Source organism: Ruegeria sp. HKCCD7255, assembly GCF_013031565.1.
GTDB lineage: Bacteria > Pseudomonadota > Alphaproteobacteria > Rhodobacterales > Rhodobacteraceae > Ruegeria.
The window spans coordinates 14888-36542 of the sequence record NZ_WQAG01000017.1 but is presented as its reverse complement, the minus strand read 5'-3'; the positions used below and the strand labels follow the sequence as shown (position 1 = coordinate 36542).

General features: G+C 57.4%; 25 protein-coding genes. 18 read left to right on the top strand and 7 right to left on the bottom strand.

Going from position 1 to position 21655, the window contains the following annotated elements; all coding sequences use genetic code 11:
* Positions 1–97: 97 nt before the first annotated feature.
* The gene (gene hemN / locus GOX45_RS20755) at positions 98–1453 is read right to left on the bottom strand and encodes an oxygen-independent coproporphyrinogen III oxidase (RefSeq protein ID WP_171103689.1); all 1356 of its coding nucleotides are present in this window, start codon (positions 1451–1453) and stop codon (positions 98–100) included.
* A 61-nt stretch (positions 1454–1514) separates the two neighbouring features.
* Here hemN and fnrL point away from each other — a divergent pair, with 61 nt between their 5' ends.
* Positions 1515–2258 (top strand): transcriptional regulator FnrL, encoded by a 744-nt coding sequence (gene fnrL / locus GOX45_RS20750; protein ID WP_171103687.1) that lies wholly within the window; start codon positions 1515–1517, stop codon positions 2256–2258.
* A gap of 17 nt (positions 2259–2275) precedes the next feature.
* Positions 2276–2530, top strand: coding sequence for a GlsB/YeaQ/YmgE family stress response membrane protein (locus GOX45_RS20745; protein WP_171103685.1), 255 nt, complete (start codon positions 2276–2278; stop codon positions 2528–2530).
* A gap of 55 nt (positions 2531–2585) precedes the next feature.
* Here GOX45_RS20745 and GOX45_RS20740 read toward each other — a convergent pair whose 3' ends face one another.
* A complete protein-coding gene (locus GOX45_RS20740; protein WP_171103683.1) occupies positions 2586–3425 on the bottom strand; it encodes a universal stress protein in 840 nt (279 codons plus the stop codon).
* A 207-nt stretch (positions 3426–3632) separates the two neighbouring features.
* On the opposite strand from GOX45_RS20740, the gene ccoN reads away from it, so the two are divergent.
* The 11 genes from ccoN (at position 3633) to nusG (ending at position 13721) form a co-directional block, all read left to right on the top strand.
* Complete coding sequence (gene ccoN, locus GOX45_RS20735; RefSeq protein WP_171103681.1) at positions 3633–5240, top strand: cytochrome-c oxidase, cbb3-type subunit I; 1608 nt, start codon at positions 3633–3635, stop codon at positions 5238–5240.
* Between the two features lie 14 nt (positions 5241–5254).
* Positions 5255–5983 (top strand): cytochrome-c oxidase, cbb3-type subunit II, encoded by a 729-nt coding sequence (gene ccoO, locus GOX45_RS20730; RefSeq protein ID WP_171103679.1) that lies wholly within the window; start codon positions 5255–5257, stop codon positions 5981–5983.
* Between the two features lie 11 nt (positions 5984–5994).
* A complete protein-coding gene (locus GOX45_RS20725; RefSeq protein ID WP_171103677.1) occupies positions 5995–6228 on the top strand; it encodes a cbb3-type cytochrome c oxidase subunit 3 in 234 nt (77 codons plus the stop codon).
* Complete coding sequence (gene ccoP, locus GOX45_RS20720; RefSeq protein ID WP_171103675.1) at positions 6225–7088, top strand: cytochrome-c oxidase, cbb3-type subunit III; 864 nt, start codon at positions 6225–6227, stop codon at positions 7086–7088. Before GOX45_RS20725 ends, ccoP begins: the two co-directional genes overlap by 4 nt.
* Before the next feature lie 407 nt (positions 7089–7495).
* Positions 7496–8374, top strand: a complete 879-nt coding sequence (locus GOX45_RS20715; protein WP_171103673.1) for a LysR family transcriptional regulator — start codon at positions 7496–7498, stop codon at positions 8372–8374.
* A gap of 111 nt (positions 8375–8485) precedes the next feature.
* Positions 8486–9913, top strand: coding sequence for a cytochrome c oxidase accessory protein CcoG (gene ccoG, locus GOX45_RS20710; protein WP_171103671.1), 1428 nt, complete (start codon positions 8486–8488; stop codon positions 9911–9913).
* A 2-nt stretch (positions 9914–9915) separates the two neighbouring features.
* Positions 9916–10374: a FixH family protein gene (locus GOX45_RS20705; protein WP_171103669.1), complete on the top strand. Its 459-nt coding sequence runs from the start codon at positions 9916–9918 to the stop codon at positions 10372–10374.
* A gap of 16 nt (positions 10375–10390) precedes the next feature.
* Positions 10391–12556, top strand: a complete 2166-nt coding sequence (locus tag GOX45_RS20700) for a heavy metal translocating P-type ATPase (protein ID WP_171103667.1) — start codon at positions 10391–10393, stop codon at positions 12554–12556.
* A 4-nt stretch (positions 12557–12560) separates the two neighbouring features.
* Positions 12561–12719, top strand: a complete 159-nt coding sequence (ccoS, locus tag GOX45_RS20695; protein ID WP_171103665.1) for a cbb3-type cytochrome oxidase assembly protein CcoS — start codon at positions 12561–12563, stop codon at positions 12717–12719.
* A gap of 81 nt (positions 12720–12800) precedes the next feature.
* The gene (secE, locus tag GOX45_RS20690; protein WP_170460241.1) at positions 12801–12998 is read left to right on the top strand and encodes a preprotein translocase subunit SecE; all 198 of its coding nucleotides are present in this window, start codon (positions 12801–12803) and stop codon (positions 12996–12998) included.
* A 189-nt stretch (positions 12999–13187) separates the two neighbouring features.
* Positions 13188–13721: a transcription termination/antitermination protein NusG gene (gene nusG / locus GOX45_RS20685; protein ID WP_170533167.1), complete on the top strand. Its 534-nt coding sequence runs from the start codon at positions 13188–13190 to the stop codon at positions 13719–13721.
* Between the two features lie 41 nt (positions 13722–13762).
* Here the strand turns inward: nusG and GOX45_RS20680 are convergent, their stop codons facing one another.
* Entirely contained in the window at positions 13763–14956 is a 1194-nt protein-coding gene (locus GOX45_RS20680; protein ID WP_171103663.1) for an adenylate/guanylate cyclase domain-containing protein, read from the bottom strand.
* 208 nt (positions 14957–15164) lie between these two features.
* Positions 15165–16397 carry a peptidoglycan-binding domain-containing protein gene (locus tag GOX45_RS20675; RefSeq protein ID WP_171103661.1) on the bottom strand — a complete coding sequence of 411 codons (1233 nt, stop codon included), beginning with the start codon at positions 16395–16397 and terminating at the stop codon, positions 15165–15167.
* Positions 16398–16776: 379 nt separating this feature from the next.
* On the opposite strand from GOX45_RS20675, the gene rplK reads away from it, so the two are divergent.
* Both rplK and rplA read left to right on the top strand, forming a co-directional pair.
* Positions 16777–17226 carry a 50S ribosomal protein L11 gene (rplK, locus tag GOX45_RS20670; protein ID WP_010440985.1) on the top strand — a complete coding sequence of 150 codons (450 nt, stop codon included), beginning with the start codon at positions 16777–16779 and terminating at the stop codon, positions 17224–17226.
* A 1-nt stretch (position 17227) separates the two neighbouring features.
* Positions 17228–17926, top strand: coding sequence for a 50S ribosomal protein L1 (gene rplA, locus GOX45_RS20665; protein ID WP_170590383.1), 699 nt, complete (start codon positions 17228–17230; stop codon positions 17924–17926).
* A gap of 67 nt (positions 17927–17993) precedes the next feature.
* Here the strand turns inward: rplA and GOX45_RS20660 are convergent, their stop codons facing one another.
* Together GOX45_RS20660 and GOX45_RS22380 are read right to left on the bottom strand one after the other, a co-directional pair.
* Positions 17994–18158, bottom strand: coding sequence for a hypothetical protein (locus tag GOX45_RS20660; protein ID WP_171103660.1), 165 nt, complete (start codon positions 18156–18158; stop codon positions 17994–17996).
* Positions 18159–18179: 21 nt separating this feature from the next.
* Positions 18180–18377, bottom strand: coding sequence for a pentapeptide repeat-containing protein (locus tag GOX45_RS22380; protein WP_171103658.1), 198 nt, complete (start codon positions 18375–18377; stop codon positions 18180–18182).
* 77 nt (positions 18378–18454) lie between these two features.
* Between GOX45_RS22380 and GOX45_RS20650 the strand changes: the two genes are divergently transcribed.
* A complete protein-coding gene (locus tag GOX45_RS20650) occupies positions 18455–19294 on the top strand; it encodes a hypothetical protein (protein WP_171103656.1) in 840 nt (279 codons plus the stop codon).
* 43 nt (positions 19295–19337) lie between these two features.
* Here GOX45_RS20650 and GOX45_RS20645 read toward each other — a convergent pair whose 3' ends face one another.
* Positions 19338–20108, bottom strand: a complete 771-nt coding sequence (locus tag GOX45_RS20645; protein WP_171103654.1) for a class II glutamine amidotransferase — start codon at positions 20106–20108, stop codon at positions 19338–19340.
* A 439-nt stretch (positions 20109–20547) separates the two neighbouring features.
* Between GOX45_RS20645 and rplJ the strand changes: the two genes are divergently transcribed.
* Both rplJ and rplL read left to right on the top strand, forming a co-directional pair.
* On the top strand, positions 20548–21066 hold the full coding sequence (gene rplJ / locus GOX45_RS20640; protein ID WP_171103652.1) for a 50S ribosomal protein L10: 519 nt from the start codon (positions 20548–20550) through the stop codon (positions 21064–21066).
* A gap of 79 nt (positions 21067–21145) precedes the next feature.
* Positions 21146–21520, top strand: a complete 375-nt coding sequence (gene rplL / locus GOX45_RS20635; protein ID WP_170385945.1) for a 50S ribosomal protein L7/L12 — start codon at positions 21146–21148, stop codon at positions 21518–21520.
* The last annotated feature ends 135 nt before the right edge of the window (positions 21521–21655 follow it).

Here is a 21655-nt window from a genome sequence, read left to right as displayed (position 1 = left end):
ATTTGCCTGCCTCGGGGCACAGAGCGCTGCAGCTCTCTGTTCTGTCAGTTTGGAGAAAACCGGGCCCCTGCGTCAAGGCCTGCCGATGCGGTCGGCCTCAGATTGCCGAACTGTGCCCGGCTTTGCTGAGGTCGTATTGGTCGAAATTGCGCGCGATCATCCGGGTCAGGGCGCGTGCCTCGGGCGGGATGGACAACCCGGTGTCGTCCACACGCAAAAGCCCGTCAAAGGCCGCATTTGCATTGGCATACATCTGGTGCAACGCGCCCGCGGCCACATCGAAATCCCGAAGGATTTCCGCTGAATCGATCCGAAAATCGCACATAAGCGCCTCGATCATCCGCGCCCGCAGCACGTCCTGTCCTTTGAAAACATGCCCGCGCGCTGTCGAGAACCGTCCGTCCCGGATCGCCTTGGTATGGGCTGAAGTGGCCGATGCGTTCTGGGCATAGCCCTGTGGGAACTGGGAAATCGAACTTGCACCCAAACCGATCAGAACCGGAGACAGGTCGTCGGTATAGCCCTGGAAATTCCGCCTCAAACGACCTGCGCGCTGGGCAATGGTCAGCCCGTCATCTTTTGTAGCGAAATGGTCGATCCCGATCTCGGCATAATTGTCCCACAGGAAAAGCCGCCGCGCGGTTTCGAACAGGTCCAACCGTTTTTCTGGCGTCGGCAGAGCATCTGAAGGGATCATCTGCTGGCGTTTTGCCATCCATGGCACATGTGCATAGCCATAAAGCGCAACCCGGTCTGGTGACAGTGACAAAAGCTTTTGCACGCTTTCGGTCATCCGTGCGCGGGTCTGATGCGGCAGACCGTAAAGGATATCGGCATTCAGGCTGGCAATCCCGCGCGCGCGGATCATGTCGATGGCATTACGCGTGGTGTCATAGCCTTGAATACGACCGATGGTCTTTTGGATTTCGTCATCGAAATCCTGTACCCCGATCGAGGCCCGGTTCATCCCCGAAAGCGCCAGTGCATCGAGACGTTCTTCGTCAATTTCATTGGGGTCGATTTCTACCGAAAACTCGGCATCGTCACCCATTGGCACGGTGGCAAAGATCCGATCCGCCAGATCGCGCATCAGCTCGGGGCTCAGCAAGGTGGGCGTGCCGCCGCCCCAATGCAAGCGCGACAGGGTCACGTCTTGGGGCAGGTGTGCCGCCAACAGATCCAGCTCGGCCTTGAGCATATCCACATAGGCGATCACGGGGTGATCTGTTTGCGTGCCTTGGGTTCGGCAGGCACAGAACCAGCACAATCGGCGGCAGAACGGCACGTGGATGTACAGCGAAATTGCACTGCCTGAGGTAATCTGGGAAATCCAGTTGCCAAACAATTCAGCCGCCACTTCATCGCTGAAATGGGGGGCGGTGGGATAGCTGGTATAACGCGGTACTTTCGCGTCAAAAAGTCCAAGCCGAGCCAATTGAGGTTTCAAAGTCATACCACTAGGGCTATACCTAGGAACGCTCAGTTGCTTTGACCGAGATCAAGTGGAAACGCGAATGACACTGAAAGCCTCATATGAGCATGTCGGCTGCGACGATTGCCCGATTCGACATCGGGCCGTTTGCGCGCATTGCGAAAAGGATGAGCTCGAAGAGCTTGAGGCCATTAAATATTACCGAAGCTTTGAGGCTGGTCAGACCATAATCTGGTCTGGTGATCCGATGAGCTTTGTGGGCTCGGTTGTTTCGGGTATCGCATCGCTGACCCAGACGATGGAAGACGGGCGCACCCAGATGGTGGGTTTGTTGCTGCCCAGCGATTTCGTTGGTCGCCCGGGGCGCGAGGCTGCACCTTATGATGTGGTTGCAACCACCGATCTGGTGATGTGCTGTTTCCGCAGGGCGCCGTTCGAAGAGATGATTGCCACAACGCCTCATATCGCCCAGAGGCTGTTGGAAATGACGCTGGATGAGCTGGACGCTGCCCGCGAATGGATGCTTGTTCTGGGCCGGAAAACGGCACGCGAGAAGATCGCCAGCCTGCTGTCGATCATCGCGCGCCGGGATGCCTCGGTAAACCGCAAGGGGCTATCGGGGCCGATCGCCTTCGACCTGCCGCTGACACGAGAGGCGATGGCCGATTATCTGGGTTTGACGCTAGAAACAGTCAGCCGTCAGATTTCAGCACTGAAGAAGGATCAGGTCATTCAGCTGGAAGGCAAGCGCCACGTTATCATTCCCGATATGAGAAGTCTGCTGGATGAAGCCGGAGATGACTCGGATGGCGGGTTTCTGGTCTGACGCGGAAAGGAAACGAGATGGTATTCAGCAGCCTTTTGGCGATGATCTTTATCGGTGCGATTGCCGGGTGGCTTTCGGGTAAGATCATGGAAGGCCGTGGCTTTGGCCTGATCGGCAACATCATTGTCGGTGTTGTCGGCGCATTTCTAGCGGGAACGATATTTCCGGCATTGGGCTTTAGCGTTGGTGGCGGCCTGATCTCGTCGATTATCTTTTCGACAATAGGCGCGGTGATCCTTCTTTTCGTTATCGGGCTGATCCGCAAAGCCTGAATACTGACAAGCTGCCGACACGGGGCAGCTTGCCTGTCCGAGCTTTTCCGCTTTGCTAATGTGCCAGGAAGACCGGAACAGTTGATTGTTCCAGCATGTTGCGGGTGGCCCCGCCAAGGATGGCTTCGCGAAAACGCGAATGCCCATAGGCACCCATGACGATCATATCGGCTTCGGTATCCGTGGCGTGGCGGCTAAGGATGTCAGATACCCGCGTCATGGTTTTGCTGAGGACATCGATCTCACATCTCACGCCATGCCGCGCCAGCATCTGAGACAGCATTCCACCGGGATCGGATCGATCGGGGCCATGGCGAGGCGGGTCGATGACCACGATCCGCACCATTTCGGCCTGCTGCAAAAAGGGCAGGGCGCGGCGGATGGCCCGCATGGCTTCGGGACTTTCATTCCAACCAATCAGAACGGTCTTGGGCTTCACGAAAGGGGTCGCGTCATCGGGGACCAGCAGCACCGGTGCATGCCCTTCGAACATGGCCGCTTCGACAATCGGTTCCGCCTCGGCGTCACGCCCGTCGCCATAGGGCCTTGGCAAGATGACAAGGTCTGAAAATCGGGCGCGTCGTGCAACGTGCCGTGAAATATCTGCGATTTGGACCACTCCGCTTTCGGCGGCCCAACGGATGCCGGATTTGCCCAGATAGTCTTTGGCAAAGGCCAGAACCTCATCCGCTTCGGCATTGGCACGGCTCAAGGTTTCTTGCAGGATCAAAGCGTTTGCACCCGCATAGTAATACCCGGTCTGGCTGCGATCCACACCAAGGCAAAGCGCGTCCGCATGGGCATCGGTCGCATCTGCCAATGCGACCATCTGGGCCAAAGCCCCCTGCGCCAGCACGGTATCCGTCATGACTGTCAGCAGTGATTTATACGCCATTGTGCTCTCATCTTTCGCTGTTCTGGTGACCGACGCGTTCCAATCCCCTTCAGGGGACCCTGTTCAAAAGGACATGACCACAGAATTCGGCGAAACGTCTTGATGCAGATCAAGGCAAGTTGCGGCCCCTGGCGGCATTACCAACCCCAGTCAAACAGGTTTCGCGCGGCAAAAAGAATCGCGTGAGGCATGGCAAAGGGACGCAATATGTCAAATTACATCAAGCTGATTGTGCTTGGGCTGGTCGTGGTGTTCGCCGCTATCGGGACCAATTATGCACGCGATTTGGCGTATCAGGTGCATGCGATACTGGTGATGCTGATCGCCGGTGGGCTTTTCATCTGGACGCTTCGAAACACAGACGAGCCTGTTCTGCTGACGGACCGCTCGGGCGAATATATGGATGACGTGATCCGCTATGGCGTGATCGCGACCGCATTCTGGGGCGTGGTCGGGTTTCTCGCAGGAACCTTTATTGCGTTCCAACTGGCCTTTCCCGCGCTGAATTTTGAATGGGCGCAGGGATATCTGAACTTTGGACGCCTGCGGCCCTTGCACACCTCGGCGGTGATTTTTGCGTTTGGGGGCAATGCCTTGATCGCAACTTCGTTCTATGTCGTACAGCGCACCAGCGCGGCGCGGCTGTGGGGTGGAAACCTGGCGTGGTTTGTGTTCTGGGGCTATCAGCTGTTCATCGTCCTGGCCGCGACCGGATATATTCTGGGTGGTACGCAGTCCAAGGAATATGCCGAGCCTGAATGGTATGTCGATCTGTGGCTGACAATCGTCTGGGTCGCCTATCTGGCTGTTTACCTTGGCACGATCATCAAGCGGAAAGAACCACACATCTATGTGGCCAACTGGTTCTACCTCGCCTTTATCGTCACCGTTGCCATGCTGCACCTGGTCAACAATATGACCATCCCGGTCAGCATCTGGGGCTCGAAATCGGTCATCGTCTGGTCAGGTGTTCAGGACGCCATGATCCAGTGGTGGTACGGTCACAATGCTGTGGGCTTCTTCCTGACCGCGGGTTTCCTGGGCATGATGTACTACTTCATCCCGAAACAGGCCGAGCGTCCGGTCTTTAGCTATAAGCTTTCGATCATCCATTTCTGGGCGCTGATCTTCCTGTATATCTGGGCCGGTCCGCACCACCTGCACTATACCGCGCTGCCTGACTGGGCCTCGACGCTGGGCATGGTGTTCTCGGTCGTACTGTGGATGCCGTCCTGGGGTGGTATGATCAACGGTCTGATGACCCTCTCGGGTGCATGGGACAAGCTGCGCACCGATCCGATCATCCGCATGATGGTTATCTCTGTCGGCTTTTACGGTATGTCCACGTTCGAAGGTCCGATGATGTCGATCCGCGCTGTGAACTCTCTCAGCCACTACACCGACTGGACCATTGGTCACGTACACTCGGGCGCGCTGGGCTGGAACGGTATGATCACCTTTGGTGCACTGTACTTCCTGGTGCCTGTCTTGTGGAAACGCGAACGGCTCTACTCGCTGCAAATGGTCAGCTGGCACTTCTGGCTCGCCACTATCGGCATCGTGCTTTATGCCGCGTCGATGTGGGTCACCGGTATCATGGAAGGCCTGATGTGGCGCGAAGTGGATGCCAATGGCTTCCTGGTCAACTCGTTCGCCGACACCGTGGCGGCCAAGTTCCCGATGTATGTGGTGCGTGCTTTGGGTGGCGTGATGTTCGTCGCTGGCTCGCTGATCATGTGCTACAACCTGTGGATGACTGTGCGGAAAGCGCCGGCCAAAGAGGCCAGCCTGACCGTCGCGGTCCCGGCTGAATAAGGAGGGCCGGAGCAATGGCAATTCTCGACAAACACAAGATCCTCGAGACCAACGCGACCCTCCTGCTGATCTTCAGCTTTCTGGTCGTGACAATCGGTGGCATCGTGCAGATCACCCCGCTGTTCTATCTTGAGAACACCATCGAAAAGGTCGAAGGGATGCGCCCTTATACGCCCTTAGAAATGGCCGGGCGTGAAATCTACCTGCGTGAAGGCTGCTATGTCTGCCATAGCCAGATGATCCGCCCGATGCGGGACGAGGTTGAACGATATGGCCACTACTCTCTGGCGGCGGAGTCGATGTATGACCACCCGTTCCAGTGGGGATCCAAGCGTACCGGCCCTGATCTGGCCCGCGTCGGGGGGCGTTACTCGGATGAGTGGCATGTGCGCCACCTGCGCGACGCGCAATCTGTGGTGCCCGAGTCGGTTATGCCGAAATACGGTTTCCTGGAGAACCGCAAGCTCAACGGTGAGTATATCGGCGACATCATGGCGGCTAACGCGGTGCTGGGTACGCCCTATACCGAAGAGATGATCGAGAACGCGGTGGCCGATTTCCGGGCGCAGGCTGATCCCGACAGCGATTTTGACGGGCTGCTTGAACGCTATGGTGACAAGGTCAATGTGCGCAATTTCGACGGCCAATCTGACCTGACCGAAGCGGACGCGCTGATCGCATATCTGCAAATGCTGGGCACGCTGGTCGATTTCTCGACCTTCACCCCGGATCCGAACCGTTAAGGGGGCTAGAGATGGAACTTTACACTCTCCTCAGACAGTTCGCGGACAGTTGGATGTTGCTGCTCTTGTTCACGTTCTTCGTTGGCATCGTGATCTGGGTTTTCCGCCCGGGCGCCAGCAAGGAATACAAGGACACGGCCAACATCCCGTTCCGCCACGTTGATGCACCAGCGCCCCTTCGGGGCGACGATGCACCTGCACCTCAGCAAGACAAACCCGCCACATCCAAGGAGGCGCGGCCATGAGCAAGACACCTGAAAAACAGCCGGGTGATCCGAATACAACCGGTCACAGCTGGGACGGGATCGAAGAGTTCGACAACCCGATGCCTCGGTGGTGGCTATGGACCTTCTACGCCACCATCTTCTGGGGATTGATCTATACGATCATGTACCCGGCATGGCCCTTGGTGCAGTCGGCAACTGCGGGTGTCATGGGTTGGTCTTCGCGCGGTGAGGTTCAGCAGGAACTGGTAGCGTTCCAAGAGGCCAACGCGCCCCTGAACGCGCAACTCGTTGAAACACCGCTCGATGACATCGCCCAGAATACCGAGCTGCAGCAATATGCAGTAAACGCGGGCAGTGCGGTGTTTCGAACCTGGTGTGCGCAATGCCACGGCTCTGGCGCGCAGGGGGCTCCGGGCTTTCCGAACCTGCTGGATGATGCCTGGCTCTGGGGTGGCACCATGGAGGACATCCACTACACCGTCAGCTATGGCATTCGGAACGAGGAAAGCGACGACGCGCGCTATTCTCAGATGCCGGCCTTTGGTGAGATCCTTGAGGAAGACGAGATCACGCAAGTGGTTCAATACGTGATGTCCTTGACCAATGCCCAAACCGATGATGCCGCAGCGAAAGCGGGCGCGGTGGTTTTCGCGGACAATTGTTCAGTTTGCCACGGCGATGACGGCAAAGGCGATATCACGCAAGGCGCTCCAAACCTGACCGACGCCATCTGGTTGTTCGGTGGCAGCCAGGAAGAGCTGACCGAAACCGTGGTCTATAGCCGGTTCGGCGTGATGCCGAACTGGGACACCCGCCTGACCGAAGCACAGATCCGCGCTGTCACTGCGTATGTGCATCAGCTTGGTGGTGGTCAGTAAGAGCTAGAGAATACCTCCGGGCGGTCTTCCGCCCGAAGGCTGCGACACCGGCTGTTCCCTCTGTTCGCGCGTTTCCAGGACGGCCGGTGTCGATTTTTCAGCACGAGTTTTGGCATTGTCCAAATCTTGAAATGTCGTGCCGGCGGGTTCAAAGGTTGTTCATATCCCTGGCGCGCGGATGTTCTCTCCACCAGTGATGGTCAGGCAGCCACCGGGTTTTTCGGCTCTTTGGTCTTGGTGCATCCCGTACGTGGGGTGCGTTGATCTGGGTTTCGGTGACAAAGTACCGGGTAAAAACAGTCAGCATCGCGTTTCTCCTGTGCCGCAGCGTCTCTGCAAGACAGATTGACGTTTCAAATCTAAAATGCGACTCAATTGCTATTCTATTATGTAAGCTGGAATTACATATGGATTGGCTGAACCTGCCTCCTCTTGCGACCCTCAGGGCCTTTGCGGCCTTTGCCGAGAAACGCAACGTCGTCGATGCGGGAGTGGCCTTGAATGTCAGTCACGCTGCCATAAGCCAACAATTGCGCGCGCTCGAAAAGCATATTGGCGTTGCCTTGCTGGACCGCTCGGGCAAGGCGCTGACCCTGACGGGTGAGGGCGAACACCTCGCGCGGGCCCTGCAACTGGGTTTTGGTGCGATCGCTGCAGCTGTAAGCGACCTTGCCCGTTCCGGCCAAGACCGCCCCGTTCATGTCTCGCTGACATCGTCCTTTGCCGCATCGTGGCTTATGCCACGGCTGCCCGGTTTTCGCGCGGCCCATCCAGAGGTTAACCTGATCCTTGATCCGACCTATGAAGTTGTCGAACTGCGCCCGGGCGGGGTGGATGTCGCCATTCGGTACGGCGCGGGTGGCTGGCCCGGTGTTGAATGCGAGATGTTACTGCAAACACCGATGGTGATTGTCGCCGCGCCCAAGCTGTTGGGTGGTAGAAAAGATTGGTCGCCTGCCGAATTGGCTCAGCTACCATGGCTCGAGGAAATCGGCACCACGGAGGCAAGCAAATGGTTGTCAGAGCGCGGTGTTGGCCCGAAACGCGGTGCCGGGCGTACGCAATTGCCGGGTAACCTGCTATTGGATGGCCTCAGATCGGGACAGGGTGTCACAGTCACGGTGCGACACTTTATCGAGGCTGACATTCGGGAGGGCCGTATCATCGAGCTTTTTGTCGAGCCCGACACACGCGGATACCATATTGTGACGCCAAAATCGCCCCTTAGACCAACCGTAAAGACCTTTACCAACTGGCTAAAGCGTGAGGTGCGCACCGCTAAATAGCACCGCAGCAAAAAGATGCCTTTACGATGCGCGTTTTGACCCATGTCAAAGTCTCTGGTCCTGTGATCTGGAAGAAAGCACACTCAGAAATGCCAGTTGCGGAGCCTGTCTGTGAGCGATTCCAATCCAGCCCCAAGTCTCTACGCCCCAAGGGAGCCCATTTTCCCCAGACGCGTCTCCGGCCCGTTCCGCAATCTGAAATGGATCATCATGGCGGTGACGTTGGGCATCTATTACGTCACCCCTTGGATCAGATGGGACCGCGGCCCAAGCCTTCCTGATCAGGCAGTGTTGCTGGATCTGGCCAACCGCCGGTTCTATTTCTTCTGGATCGAGATCTGGCCGCATGAGTTCTATTTTGTCGCCGGTCTGCTGATCATGGCGGGGCTTGGCCTGTTTCTGTTCACATCCGCCTTGGGTCGTGTCTGGTGCGGATATGCTTGCCCGCAAACCGTATGGACAGATCTATACATTCTGGTGGAGCGCTGGATCGAAGGAGACCGCAACGCAAGGCTCAGGCTGCATCACCAGAAAAAGCTGGATGCGCGCAAAATCCGGTTGCGGCTGACGAAATGGACAGTGTGGTTCCTGATTGGTCTGGCTACCGGCGGGGCCTGGGTGTTTTACTTTGCCGATGCACCAACCTTGGCGCGCGATCTGGTGACCGGCAATGCGCATCCGGTGGCCTATACCACCATGCTGATCCTGACAGGGACTACGTTTTTCTTCGGTGGCTTCGCGCGCGAGCAGATTTGTATCTATGCCTGCCCCTGGCCACGTATTCAGGCCGCGATGATGGACGAAGACACTTTGGTCGTTGGCTACCGCGAATGGCGGGGTGAGCCGCGCGGCAAGGGCAAGCGGACCAATGATACCGATTTGGGCGACTGCATCGATTGCATGGCCTGTGTGAACGTCTGCCCGGTGGGTATCGATATTCGGGACGGTCAGCAGCTTGAATGTATCACCTGTGCGCTTTGCATTGACGCCTGCGACGACGTGATGGCCAAGATCGGAAAGCCGCGCGGCTTGATAGACTACATGGCGCTGAGCGATGAGGCGCGCGAACGCGGTGGCCAGCCTCCTAAAAGCGTCTGGAAGCATATCCTGCGCCCGCGTACGATCATGTACACAGCACTTTGGTCTTTGGTGGGTTTCGCACTGCTCTTCGCGCTTTTCATCCGGTCCGAGATCGATCTGACGGTGGCACCGGTGCGCAACCCGACCTTTGTCACGATGTCTGACGGTTCGATCCGCAACACCTATGACGTGCGCCTGCGCAACAAACACGGTGAAGAGCGGCCGTTCCGATTGACTTTGGCAGGCGATCCGTCGCTGCAATTGCAGATCGAAGGCATCGAAGGTGATACCGTCGAGGTTGCAGCAGATACCGCTCAACTGACTCGTGTCTACATCGTAGCCGCTCAGGATACTGGTCCGGCTGCGGCTGATGTGACATCGCTGCGTATCTGGGTCGAGGAACTGGAGAGCGGTGCGCGCGCGTATAAAGACACAACCTTCAACGGTCGGGGGAACTGATCATGGCGGAACGCGAATTCAAAGGGAAACACGCCTTGGCGATCTTTGTGGCCGCATTTGGTGTGATCATCACAGTGAACCTTGTGCTGGCCTATAACGCGGTCAAGACCTTCCCTGGGCTTGAGGTCAAGAACTCATATGTTGCCAGTCAGGAGTTCAACGAACGGCTGCAAGAACAACAGGCCCTAGGGTGGACGGTTGGTGCCGAGCTGACCGGTGGGTTGCTGGTGCTGCGCATCACCGATCAGACAGGTGCACCGGTCAAAGTGGCCGAACTGCAAGCCGTTGTTGGGCGCGCGACCCATGTTCGCGATGATTTTACGCCTGAGTTCAGTTTTGACGGTATCGCCTATGCTGCCCCTGCGGCGCTGGGTGCTGGCAATTGGAACATTCGTCTGGTGGCCAGGGATCTGAACGGGTCCGAATTTGCGCAGCGCGTACCGCTGTATGTGAAGGGCTAAGGCGTTGGGCGCGCAGATGACCACTGGCACGGCGGTGTGCCCCGGTTGCGTCGCCACCCCTGTGGACGCTGCACGCCCGATCCCCGAAGACGTGCAAATCGCGCTGTCTTTGCCGGGCATTCATTGCTCGGCCTGTATCGCCTCGGTCGAGCGCGCGTTGAACGCCCATCCCGGGGTCGAGGATGCGCGCGTGAACCTGACCCTGAAGCGTGCGATGATCAAAGCGGTCCCGGACACCCGTGCGGCAGATCTGATCCCGGTTCTGGAACAGGCCGGGTATGAGGCGCATGAGCTGGACCCCGGCGCGCTGTCAGCCACGCAATCCGACAAAGCGGGCCGCGATCTGCTGATGCGGCTTGCGGTGGCTGGGTTTGCCTCGATGAACGTGATGCTGTTGTCGGTGTCGGTCTGGTCTGGCGCAAGCGACGCAACGCGCGACATGTTTCACTGGATCTCGGCTGCCATCGCCTTGCCCGCGATTGCGTTTTCGGCGCAGCCCTTCTTTGCCAACGCCTGGAGCGCGCTGCGTGTCAGACGTTTGAACATGGACGTCCCAATTGTGCTGGCGATCCTTCTGGCCCTGGTCACGTCGCTTTGGGAAACCGCGCTCAGCGGTGAACACGCCTATTTCGACGCCGCCCTGACCCTGACCTTCTTTCTGCTGGCCGGGCGGTATCTTGACTACCGCACGCGCGCCGTCGCCCGTTCTGCCGCAGAGGAGCTGACGGCGCTGGAAGTGCCCCGCGCGATCCGCGTCGTGGATGGTGTCGAGAAAGAGGTCGCGGTATCCGAGCTGAAAGCAGGTGATCTGATCCTTGTGCGACCCGGCGGTCGGATGCCTGTCGATGGCGAAATCGTGTCGGGCCAGTCCGAGCTTGACCGATCGTTGCTGACCGGTGAAACACTGCCCGTTTTTGCCCAGCAAGGGTTGGCCGTCAGCGCCGGCGAGGTCAATCTGACCGGACCGTTGACCATTCGGGCAACGGCTGTGGGCGAAGATACCTCGCTGCACCGGATGGCCGATCTGGTTGCCATCGCTGAATCCGGTCGGTCGCGCTATACCTCTTTGGCGGACAAGGCGGCCAAGCTTTACGCGCCGGGGGTTCACATCCTGTCGGCGCTCAGCTTTCTGGGATGGTATCTCTATTCAGGCGATCTACGCACCGCGCTGAACATTGCGGCCGCAGTGTTGATCATCACCTGCCCCTGTGCGCTGGGGCTGGCAGTGCCTGCGGTGACCACGGCGGCCTCGGGGCGATTGTTCCGCTCAGGGATGCTGATCAAAGACGCCACCGCGCTGGAACGTCTGGCCGAGGTCGATACGGTTGTTTTCGACAAGACCGGCACCCTGACATCGGGCACACCCGAGTTGACCAATCTGGGTGAACATACGCGGGCGGATCTTGCGGTCGCGCTGGCCTTGGCCGAGGCCTCTTCGCATCCACTGTCTGTGGCTTTGGCGCAAGCGGCTCGTGAGGCGGGGATTAAACCGGCTTCTCTGCGGGATGTGGCCGAAGTGCCGGGATACGGCACTGAAGCCATCTACCGTGATCAACCTGTCCGGTTGGGACGCGCGGCATGGGTGGGTGGCGCTGACGGCGACCAGACCGCAGCCTGGTTGGCCATCGGATCACAGGCGCCAACGCGTTTTACTTTCACTGACAGCCTGCGCCCCGGTGCGGTAGAGGCGGTTGCGGGATTCCGCGCCGCTGGCAAAGAGGTGATCCTGATTTCCGGTGATACCGAGGGGGCCGTCCGTGCTTTGGCCGAAAAGCTGGGCATCGAAAACTGGACCGCTCAGGCCCTGCCGCAAGACAAGGCCGCCCGGGTGCAGGCGCTTGGTGCGCAGGGGCGCAAGGTTCTGATGGTTGGTGACGGCTTGAACGACACGGCGGCGCTGACGGCTGCGCATGTGTCGATCTCTCCTGCTTCGGCTCTGGACGCGGCCCGGGTGGCCTCGGACATCGTCCTGTTGGGCAATGACCTCTCGCCCATCGCCGAGGCCTGTGACACTGCTGTGAAAGCCACAAAACGAATTCGTGAGAATTTCCGTATCGCCACGGTCTATAACGTGATCGCCGTGCCTTTGGCCGTGGCCGGGCTGGCAACGCCGCTTATCGCCGCCTTGGCCATGTCGACTTCATCCATCACTGTATCGCTGAACGCATTGCGGTTAAGGTAAGTTCATGGAAGTTCTGGCCTATCTCATCCCGATTTCTCTGCTCTTGGGTGGTGTTGGTTTGGTTGCGTTCATTTATACGGTTCGGTCGAACCAATATGATGACCCCGACGGCGACGCACAGCGTATCCTGAGTGACGAATGGGACGACAAACCCAAGCCTTGACCGACAAGTCCAAGCGCCCTTGAAATTGCCGCAATGCCCGTTTATGTCCCAAACACCCGCTAGCAGAGAGATGTAAGCCTCATGGCCACCACAAACCCGATCCAGTTCATCCAGCAAGTCCGTGCCGAAGTCTCGAAAGTCGTTTGGCCGACCCGTCGCGAGGTGCTGTTGACCACGGTGATGGTGTTCATCATGGCCGCGCTGACCGCTGTGTTCTTTGCGTTGGTTGATCTGGGCATTCGCGGTGGCTTGCAACTGGTGCTGGGCGCGTTCAGTTAAGCCGGGCGGGGCAGGCGCAAACGCCACTGCCCCCTTGCACAGAACACGATGTCAGAGTAGGTGACATGATTATTCGGAATGGGCGTGCGGCGAATCAGGTTGCGCGCCGCTTTTTATTCCGGGTGACGCAATAGGAATTAACGAGGGGTGCCCACAGCCACCCCGACGAGAAACAAGGACGACAGGTTCATGGCGAAACGGTGGTACTCGGTCAGCGTTCTTTCGAATTTCGAAAAGAAGATCGCAGAGCAGATCCGCACGTCGGTGGCCGAGCAGGGCCTTGAAGATGACATTGACGAAGTTCTGGTGCCCACCGAAGAGGTGATCGAAGTGCGCCGGGGCAAGAAGGTCACCACTGAACGCCGCTTTATGCCCGGCTACGTGCTGGTGCATATGGAAATGTCCGATCAGGGTTATCACTTGATCAACTCGATCAACCGCGTAACCGGTTTCCTGGGCCCGCAGGGCCGCCCGATGCCGATGCGCGACGCCGAGGTGAACCAGATCCTCAACCGCGTTCAGGAAGGTGAAGAAGCGCCCAAGTTGATGATCACCTTCGAGGTGGGCGAGAAGGTCAAGGTCAACGACGGCCCGTTTGAGGATTTCGACGGCATGGTCGAAGGCGTCGACGACGAGGCGCAGAAGCTGAAAGTGTCGGTTTCGATCTTCGGTCGGGAGACACCGGTCGAGTTGGACTTTACGCAAGTGACCAAGCAGAGCTGATTGGTTTTCAAACCGCTCCAAGAGTTGCTTTAGCGGCGCCTCTATGGCGTTTGGAGCGCGGGCATTTGCCAGACAGTTTGGTCTTGACCAAACCCCTTGAGTGGCACGACCCCGACGGGTTTGCAGAGTTTCGGCAGAAACGCGGCAGCGGTTTCGGACAGGACGTGATCGCAATCCAGCTCGGTGGCAGCCGAAACCAGTCTGGCCGTCAAATTGACATCGGGACCAATGGCTGTGAAATCCAGACGGTGACCACCTCCGATATTCCCGTAATGGAAACGACCGTGATGGATTGCGGTCCGAACACCCAGCTTATGCTCGAAGTCCTCTTCATCCAGTAAACTCAATCCTTCATTTACGGCCTTAATGGCTGCCAGGATTTGGGTTCTTGGCGGAAGGCTCTCATGGGTTGGGAAGATCGAGAAAAAACCGTCACCCATGAATTTCAGTATTTCTCCTCCTTGATCCATGACCGAAGGAACAAGGCAATCAAAAGTGTCATTCAGAAGTTTGACCAACGCGTCGCCGGATATTGAGTTCGAAAGGCGGGTAAACCCTTTGAGGTCTGCAAACAGGATGACGGCTTCGATATTGCTGCCATCCCCGCGATGAATCTTTCCGTCGAGAATTTGTGCTCCACTGTTGCGACCTACATAGGTTGATAACAGATAGGTAGCGTCGAGCCGCAGCATGTAGGTTTCGGTCAATCGCGCAAGCGGTCCGCGAACTCGATTCAAGATCGCCAGATCCCGTTCCGAAAACCCACCTGGTGAAGCACTGGACCAAGTGCAGACATGGGTATCGCCGTTGATGTAAATCAGTGGCTGCGCCAGGTAATCAGTGAATCCTTGTTCGCGTAGTTCGCCCACTATGATGTAATCCTCGGGGCAATTGGGGTCTTCCAGATGACGGCGGATGGATTGTTGCCGCTCAATTACATGAGGAAGGGGGTTTTGAGTGTAGATTGCTTCGGTAAACAGTTGTGACGGCGCGTCAAACCTGTCGACACCCGCACCTGCTTTCCAAAGGAAACGGCGCCCTGTCAGATTGGGGTGCAACGTCCAAATGAACAAGCCAAACCGGTCAATTGCCACTCCGGCATCGAGAAGACGGGTGCAGATACCCTCGATTATTTCGACTGCATTCGCCGCCGGGCGGGCCCCGTCAACCATCCATTCGATCAGAGCGTCGACCTTGTTCTCTATTGGATCCGGTTCATGTGATGGTGGCAACATAGCATTTTCATGAGCAGCGTCGGGACAATTGAAGAGTCGGCGGTATCAGACCGGCTGCAAAAAGTTCGGACAGTTGAAAGCTGCGTGAACTGAGTTGACGAAGCGGGACAGCAAGGCCTTTTCACTAGAATTGAAACGCCGCGATGCATCAGGCACCGCGGCGTCGGGGTTCGACCGTTCTGACGTCAACGCAGACCAGTGCGCTGCGCTATTGGATCTGCGTCACCGCGGCGCGCAGGAGCTGTGGCCGATCGGACTGGGACGGCAAGAAAACCGCTTGTGAGCCGGTGTCGAGTGCCGCCAGGCTGGCATCATACCACTGCACCGCCAAATCGCGCCGCTCTTGTACGCCAAAGCCTTCTCTCAGGTGATGGCCTACCAACTCTCCGTAAGCGGGCTCGCCGATGGCCGCCAGCATCAGAGCAGAGCCAACCGCCGCGTCCATATTGTCCTGCCGGTAGCCCATCGCCAGGCATACTTTGCTGGTTGCCGCCAGGTTGTCGGGGCTCAGGCCGGAGTCCAGCGCGAACTGACGCATCTGCGCCTCGGCATCTGCCTTCGAGCTGAGGGACAGCGCAGCGACCTGCGGGGCGAGGGATTCGCCAAACGCGGCGCACTGGGCGCTGATCTGATCCGGCGTCAGTCCCTGAATGTCCTGAATCAGGTCCTCACCACCCGCCATGGCGTAGCTGCGGGCCAGACAGAACTGTTCACTAAGCGCGAAATCAGGATCGGACATATTGGCCAATGTTGTGTAGCCACCGTTAGACGATGTTTGCAGCATGACCGCGCTGCAGCTATTGGCTAGAGACGGACGTGCGGTTCCGCCCGAAAACAGACTGGGCAGGGTGCTCGATGCTGTTTCCGTCGATTCAGCCGCCGGAGCCGCTTCGGGTTGGGGCGTTGTAACAACAGGCGTTACGGGTGCCGGAGCAACTGGGGCCGGTGCAACCGGGGCGGCCGCCAGCGCAGTGGCCGCTTGGACCTGCCGGCGATACTCCAGCAATAGCGGTTGGCCGGTAAGTTGAGTCGCCGCCTGTCCACCGCTTGTCGCCCAATAGTAGGCCTGCTGCAGGAGGTCATATTGGTAAGGCGGAAAGTCGTAGCCATTGATAGGATAGCCCATTGACGCCTGATAGCGTTCGATTGCGGCGCGGGTTCCGCGTCCGATCTGACCATCGACTCGTCCGGCGTTATAGCCAAAATAATTGAGTGCGGTTTGCGTTTGCGCGCCCTGCGTGGTCGAAGGAATGCCAGAGCGATAGGTCCGCGTTGTCTGTGCCTGCTTTTTCCGTTGCTGATCTTTGCCAATGGCATAGCCAATGACCCCGCCAACAACCGCGCCTCCCAGAATTTCGCCGGCGTCGGCCCGGGCGATCTGCGGCGCGGTAACGGCAAGCGATAGCGCGACACCTAGAGTTGTTATTAAACGAATGAGCATAGTTAACCTCCACTGAAATACCAATTTTCCCGAAGTATAACACAAGCATACATAATTCGATGATGCATGGGCTGTTTCCTTCGCGGTCAAGAATTTCTGCGGGTTAACTTATCTTTATTAATCACTTAGCGGACTTCACGGTTATGTCATAAGCGACCCATTGCCTTCATCCGGTAAGAATCCGCTGAAGTTCGATTCGATCTGCTCGGATGTCGAAGGGCAGGCGACTTGCCAACCTCACCAATCCTCTGTAAACGCCCCCTCTATCGTCTTCGGGCGAGATTCTCTTGTGGGAGGTTGCCGGGATCGCGATCCTGGGCCGGACCACGCAACATAATCTGGGCGAAACGCGTTTCGTCCGAGTTGAAAGGAAAACCAAATGGCTAAGAAGCTTGCTGGTACAATGAAGCTGCAGGTTCCTGCAGGTCAGGCGAACCCGTCGCCGCCAGTTGGTCCGGCGCTGGGTCAGCGCGGCATCAACATCATGGAATTCTGCAAGGCGTTCAACGCCAAGACCGCAGACATGGAGCCCGGCGCTCCGTGCCCGACCGTGATCACCTATTATCAAGACAAGTCCTTCACCATGGACATCAAGACGCCGCCCGCGTCTTATTACCTGAAAAAAGCGGCTGGTCTGAAGCCGGTTGGCAAGCGTAACCGTCCGCGTGGCGCGGAAAACCCCGGTCGTGAGACTGTGGCCACCGTGACCAGCAAACAGGTTCGCGAAATCGCCGAAGCCAAAATGAAAGATCTGAACGCCAACGACGTCGAAGGCGCAATGCAGATCATCCTGGGCTCGGCCCGCTCTATGGGCATCGAGGTGAAGTAAGATGGCAAAACTTGGTAAACGTACCCGCGCTGCGCGCGAAGCTGTCGCCGGCAAGGAAAACCTGTCGGTCGAAGAAGCTGTTTCCCTGGTCAAAGGCAACGCCACTTCGAAGTTCGACGAGACCATCGAGATCGCTCTGAACCTGGGCGTCGACACCCGTCACGCAGACCAGATGGTACGTGGCGTTGTCGGCCTGCCGAACGGCACCGGTAAAGCGATGCGCGTTGCTGTTTTTGCTCGCGGCCCCAAAGCTGACGAAGCAAAAGAGGCGGGCGCAGATATCGTTGGCGCAGAAGACCTGATGGAAACTATTCAGGGCGGCACCATCGAATTCGACCGCTGCATCGCCACCCCGGACATGATGCCTATCGTCGGTCGTCTGGGTAAAGTTCTGGGCCCCCGCAACCTGATGCCGAACCCCAAAGTCGGCACCGTGACCATGGACGTGAAAGCGGCCGTGGAAGCAGCCAAGGGCGGTGAGGTTCAGTTCAAGGCGGAAAAAGGCGGCGTTGTGCACGCCGGTGTTGGCAAAGCGTCGTTCGACGAAGCCAAACTCGTCGAAAACGTCCGTGCTTTCATCTCGGCCGTTGCCAAAGCCAAGCCTTCGGGCGCCAAAGGCACCTACATGAAGAAAATCGCGCTGAGCTCGACCATGGGCCCCGGCGTGACATTGGACGTAGCGGCTGCATCGGGCGAATAAGCCTAGGCGACACGCTGTGAAGCTAGATTCCGGGTGGTGCGAACCGCCCGGGATTTTTTTGTTTTAGTCAATCTTCCCGTTTCACCATCCCAAACGAGACCGGGTCGAAACCTGCTGGAAACAGGGTCCGCGCATCATATTCAGAGCCATCAAGCTGCGTGCCGTCCAGTTTGGCCGCAGTCAGGTTGGCACCTTGAAGTTTTGATCTTCCACCAAGGTTATCTCGTCCCAAATTGGCGTCTCGGAAATTGGTTCATACACATGAGGCATTTGAAAGGTCTGCCCCCTGCATATCGGCGTTAACGAAGTTGGTCCCACCCAAGTGTGCTGTGCTGAAATTGACCCAGTAGACATCTGCAAGGCTAAAATTTGCCCCGCCCAGTTGAGCGCCATATAGAAATGCCCCCTCCCAATGGACTTGTTCAAAGCCGATTATTCCGAGACTTGCCATATCTTTGTCCCAAAGTCAGCCTAGCGTCGCGCGCGAGCGGGGTAGTGCCCTCAGCCTGGGTCATCGGAGGCTGTTCAATGCGAGTCACGACAAATGGGGCCATCGGAATTGTTTCGGTCAGCATGATGGCCGTCATGGTCGCGGCCATCGCTTATCAGGAGTTTTCTTGGTGGGTCATCCCATTCGCAGTGTTGTTTCTTACGATATTTGCGGTGATCCTTTTTCTTTGCCTGATGGACCGCACCGAATTTCGATTTCGCAGCGCATCCAAGACCGAATTTCCGAACAAACCCTGGATGCGCGACAAGCGTTGGCGGTCGGTCGAGATGACGTCTCGCAGCAGGTCAGAGTTCTGGGGAAGCGTGGCGCTTATGCTGATCCTGGGGATGTTCGCGCTGGTTGGAAGTGTGTCTCTGCGTTCCGGGGTGGCAGAGGGAAACTACTGGGTATTGCTCAATATCGTTCCCATTGCCGCAGCGGTCTATTGGGCCCGCAAGACCTTACTTGCCTGGAAGGTGTGGCGTTTGGAACGCTTTTTCACTCTGACGTCTGAAACGCGCCCGGCTTGGATCGGGGCGCAGTTTTCGGCGATGATGGAGATTGCGCAAGGTCTGAGTGCCGAAGGGGTCGAGGTCTGGTTGGAGCACCTGAAGACCGTGCGCGTCGAAGAAAGTGATGGCGTGTCCTATGAAAAGGTGACGGACCTAAAGTTGAGCGGTCAGGCAGAGGCTTTGGATAGCGGTCAGATCAAGCTTAGGGTCAACATCCCCCAGAACAGCCCCGCCACGTCTTGGGATGATGCGCAAAGGTCCTGGTGGGATTTTGTTGTCGCGGTTGGTTTGCCCGCAGGTAAAATCACATTGCGGTACGAAATACCCGTCGCCGACCCCGCTGCGCATCTGCATGTCAAAGCTTGATGCGTTTCGCCCTTGGCGCAGGCGTGTGGGTTGGGCGTTCTTTCTATTCAATGGTCAAAGTGTCGTGTTGCGCCACATTTTCCGATAGCGAGAAAAAGCTGCTTTCAGCAATCGGTGTCCAGGTGCCGGTTCCTTTGTCCAGAGGTTCAGAAGCAATCACCTTGCCGCCATGGTCCAAGCCTTCACCGAAATACAAACTTGGGCTGCGCCGATCTGTGGAATAGCGAAACGCATAAAGGGTTGAGCCATCAGATATGGCCACTGCCATCCTGTCCGGCTCTGTTCGATCATGTCCAAGTGTCAGGATTTGCTGCAATGTTGTTTGTATTGCTTCGGTGGCCGATATTTCCAAACCATTGGAAAGCAGCAATAGAAAAAGCAATTCAGAGTCCGTGGATCCCCGCCGCGCGGCGTATAGCTCATCGGTCAACGTGGTTTCCAACTGTCGTCTCAGGCGACCAAATTCGCCGATCTGGCCGTTATGCACAAAGGACCACTTTCCAAAGGTAAACGGATGGCAGTTTGAGCGTGAGACTTCGCCGAAAGTTGAAGCTCTGACATGGGCCAGAAACAAGGGTGCCTTGATCATCCGGCACAGATCGTTCAGATTGCCGTCGGACCATGCCGGCAGGACATCGCGGTACAGGCCGGGCCTGTCCTGATCCGCGTACCAGGCCATGCCAAATCCGTCACCGTTCACAGCCAGCTTGGCCTCGTTGGCGTGCTGACTTTGTTCCAAAAGCGAGTGACGAGGTTTGATGATGATGTTTTCCAGCGGTATGCTTGGCCCTGAATAGGCGGCAATTCGGCACATTCCTTGGTCCTCAAAATGGGCGGCGCATTTGCGCTGCAAGACTCGGACAAAAAGCAAAAGAAGTCATCTGACAATTTTGCACAATCGTGTATGCTGGATTGCAAGGAGCCGCATCCGGAAAGCTGGAATGGTGTGAGCCCCTGGTATTTTGAGGTTTCGAAGTGATTTACCCCTTGGAAACCACTGGCATCTGCCCTAAGTAGACCTGCGGAATAAAGCGTGCGATTCGTCGTGCGCTTTCTTTCGTTTCGTCCAAGACGGTGGGTGGTGTCCTCGGACCCCTTAATTTCCTGCCTGAGACGGGTAAGACCAAAGAATTCTGAGGGCTTCGATCCTCGGGCGCATTTTGGCCAATCCCGTAACAACGGACCTGAACGCCGGGGTTTACCTTCGGCAAATATGAGCCGGGATGTCTGACATCCCTAACTTGGAGAGAACTGTGGATAGAGCCCAGAAAGAGAAAGTGGTCGAGGAACTCGGCCAAATCTTCGAAAGCTCTGGCGTCGTAGTGGTTTCGCACTACGCCGGTCTGACAGTTGCCGAGATGCAGGACCTGCGCGCGCGTGCACGCGAAGCGGGTGGGTCTGTGCGTGTTGCCAAGAACAGGCTTGCCAAAATCGCCCTCGACGGAAAGCCATGCGAGAGCATCGCTGACCTGCTGACGGGTATGACCGTTCTGACCTATTCCGAAGACCCTGTGGCAGCTGCCAAAGTGGCCGAGGACTATGCCAAGGAGAACCAAAAGTTCGAAATCCTTGGCGGTGCAATGGGTGAGAACGCTCTGGACCGGGCTGGTGTAACAGCCGTGTCGAAAATGCCGTCGCGTGAAGAGCTTATTGCTTCGATCGTGGGCTGCATCGGCGCGCCTGCTTCGAACATCGCCGGTGCAATTGGCGCACCTGCAAGCAACATCGCAAGCATCCTTTCCACCATCGAAGAGAAGGCGGAAGCTGCGTAAGCGGTTGGCACTGAATGATCTGCGTGGGGCAAACGCCCTGACGTTGGAACACACACTGTAAACGGAAAGAGCTGATAAAATGGCTGATCTGAAAGCACTCGCAGAAAGCATCGTGGGTCTGACCCTGCTGGAAGCACAAGAACTGAAAACCATCCTCAAAGACGAATACGGCATCGAGCCCGCAGCTGGTGGCGCCGTAATGGTTGCAGCTGGTGGCGACGCCGGTGGCGCAGCTGAGGAAGAGAAAACCGAATTCGACGTCGTTCTGAAGAACGCCGGCGCTTCGAAAATCAACGTCATCAAAGAAGTTCGCGGCATCACAGGCCTGGGCCTGAAAGAAGCCAAAGAGCTGGTTGAAGCTGGTGGCAAGATCAAAGAAGGCGTCGACAAAGCCGAAGCCGAAGAGATCAAAGGCAAGCTGGAAGCAGCTGGCGCCGAGGTCGAACTGGCCTAAGCCCGTCGACAGGTACATCGCTGATGTGCCTAAAAATTTGGCTGGGTCCGGAGAAATCCGGGTCCAGCCGAACCTGTCTTAGAAAGGGCCTCATCGGTTGGGGCGTTTTCTAAGACACGGTTTTCGGATCGGGAG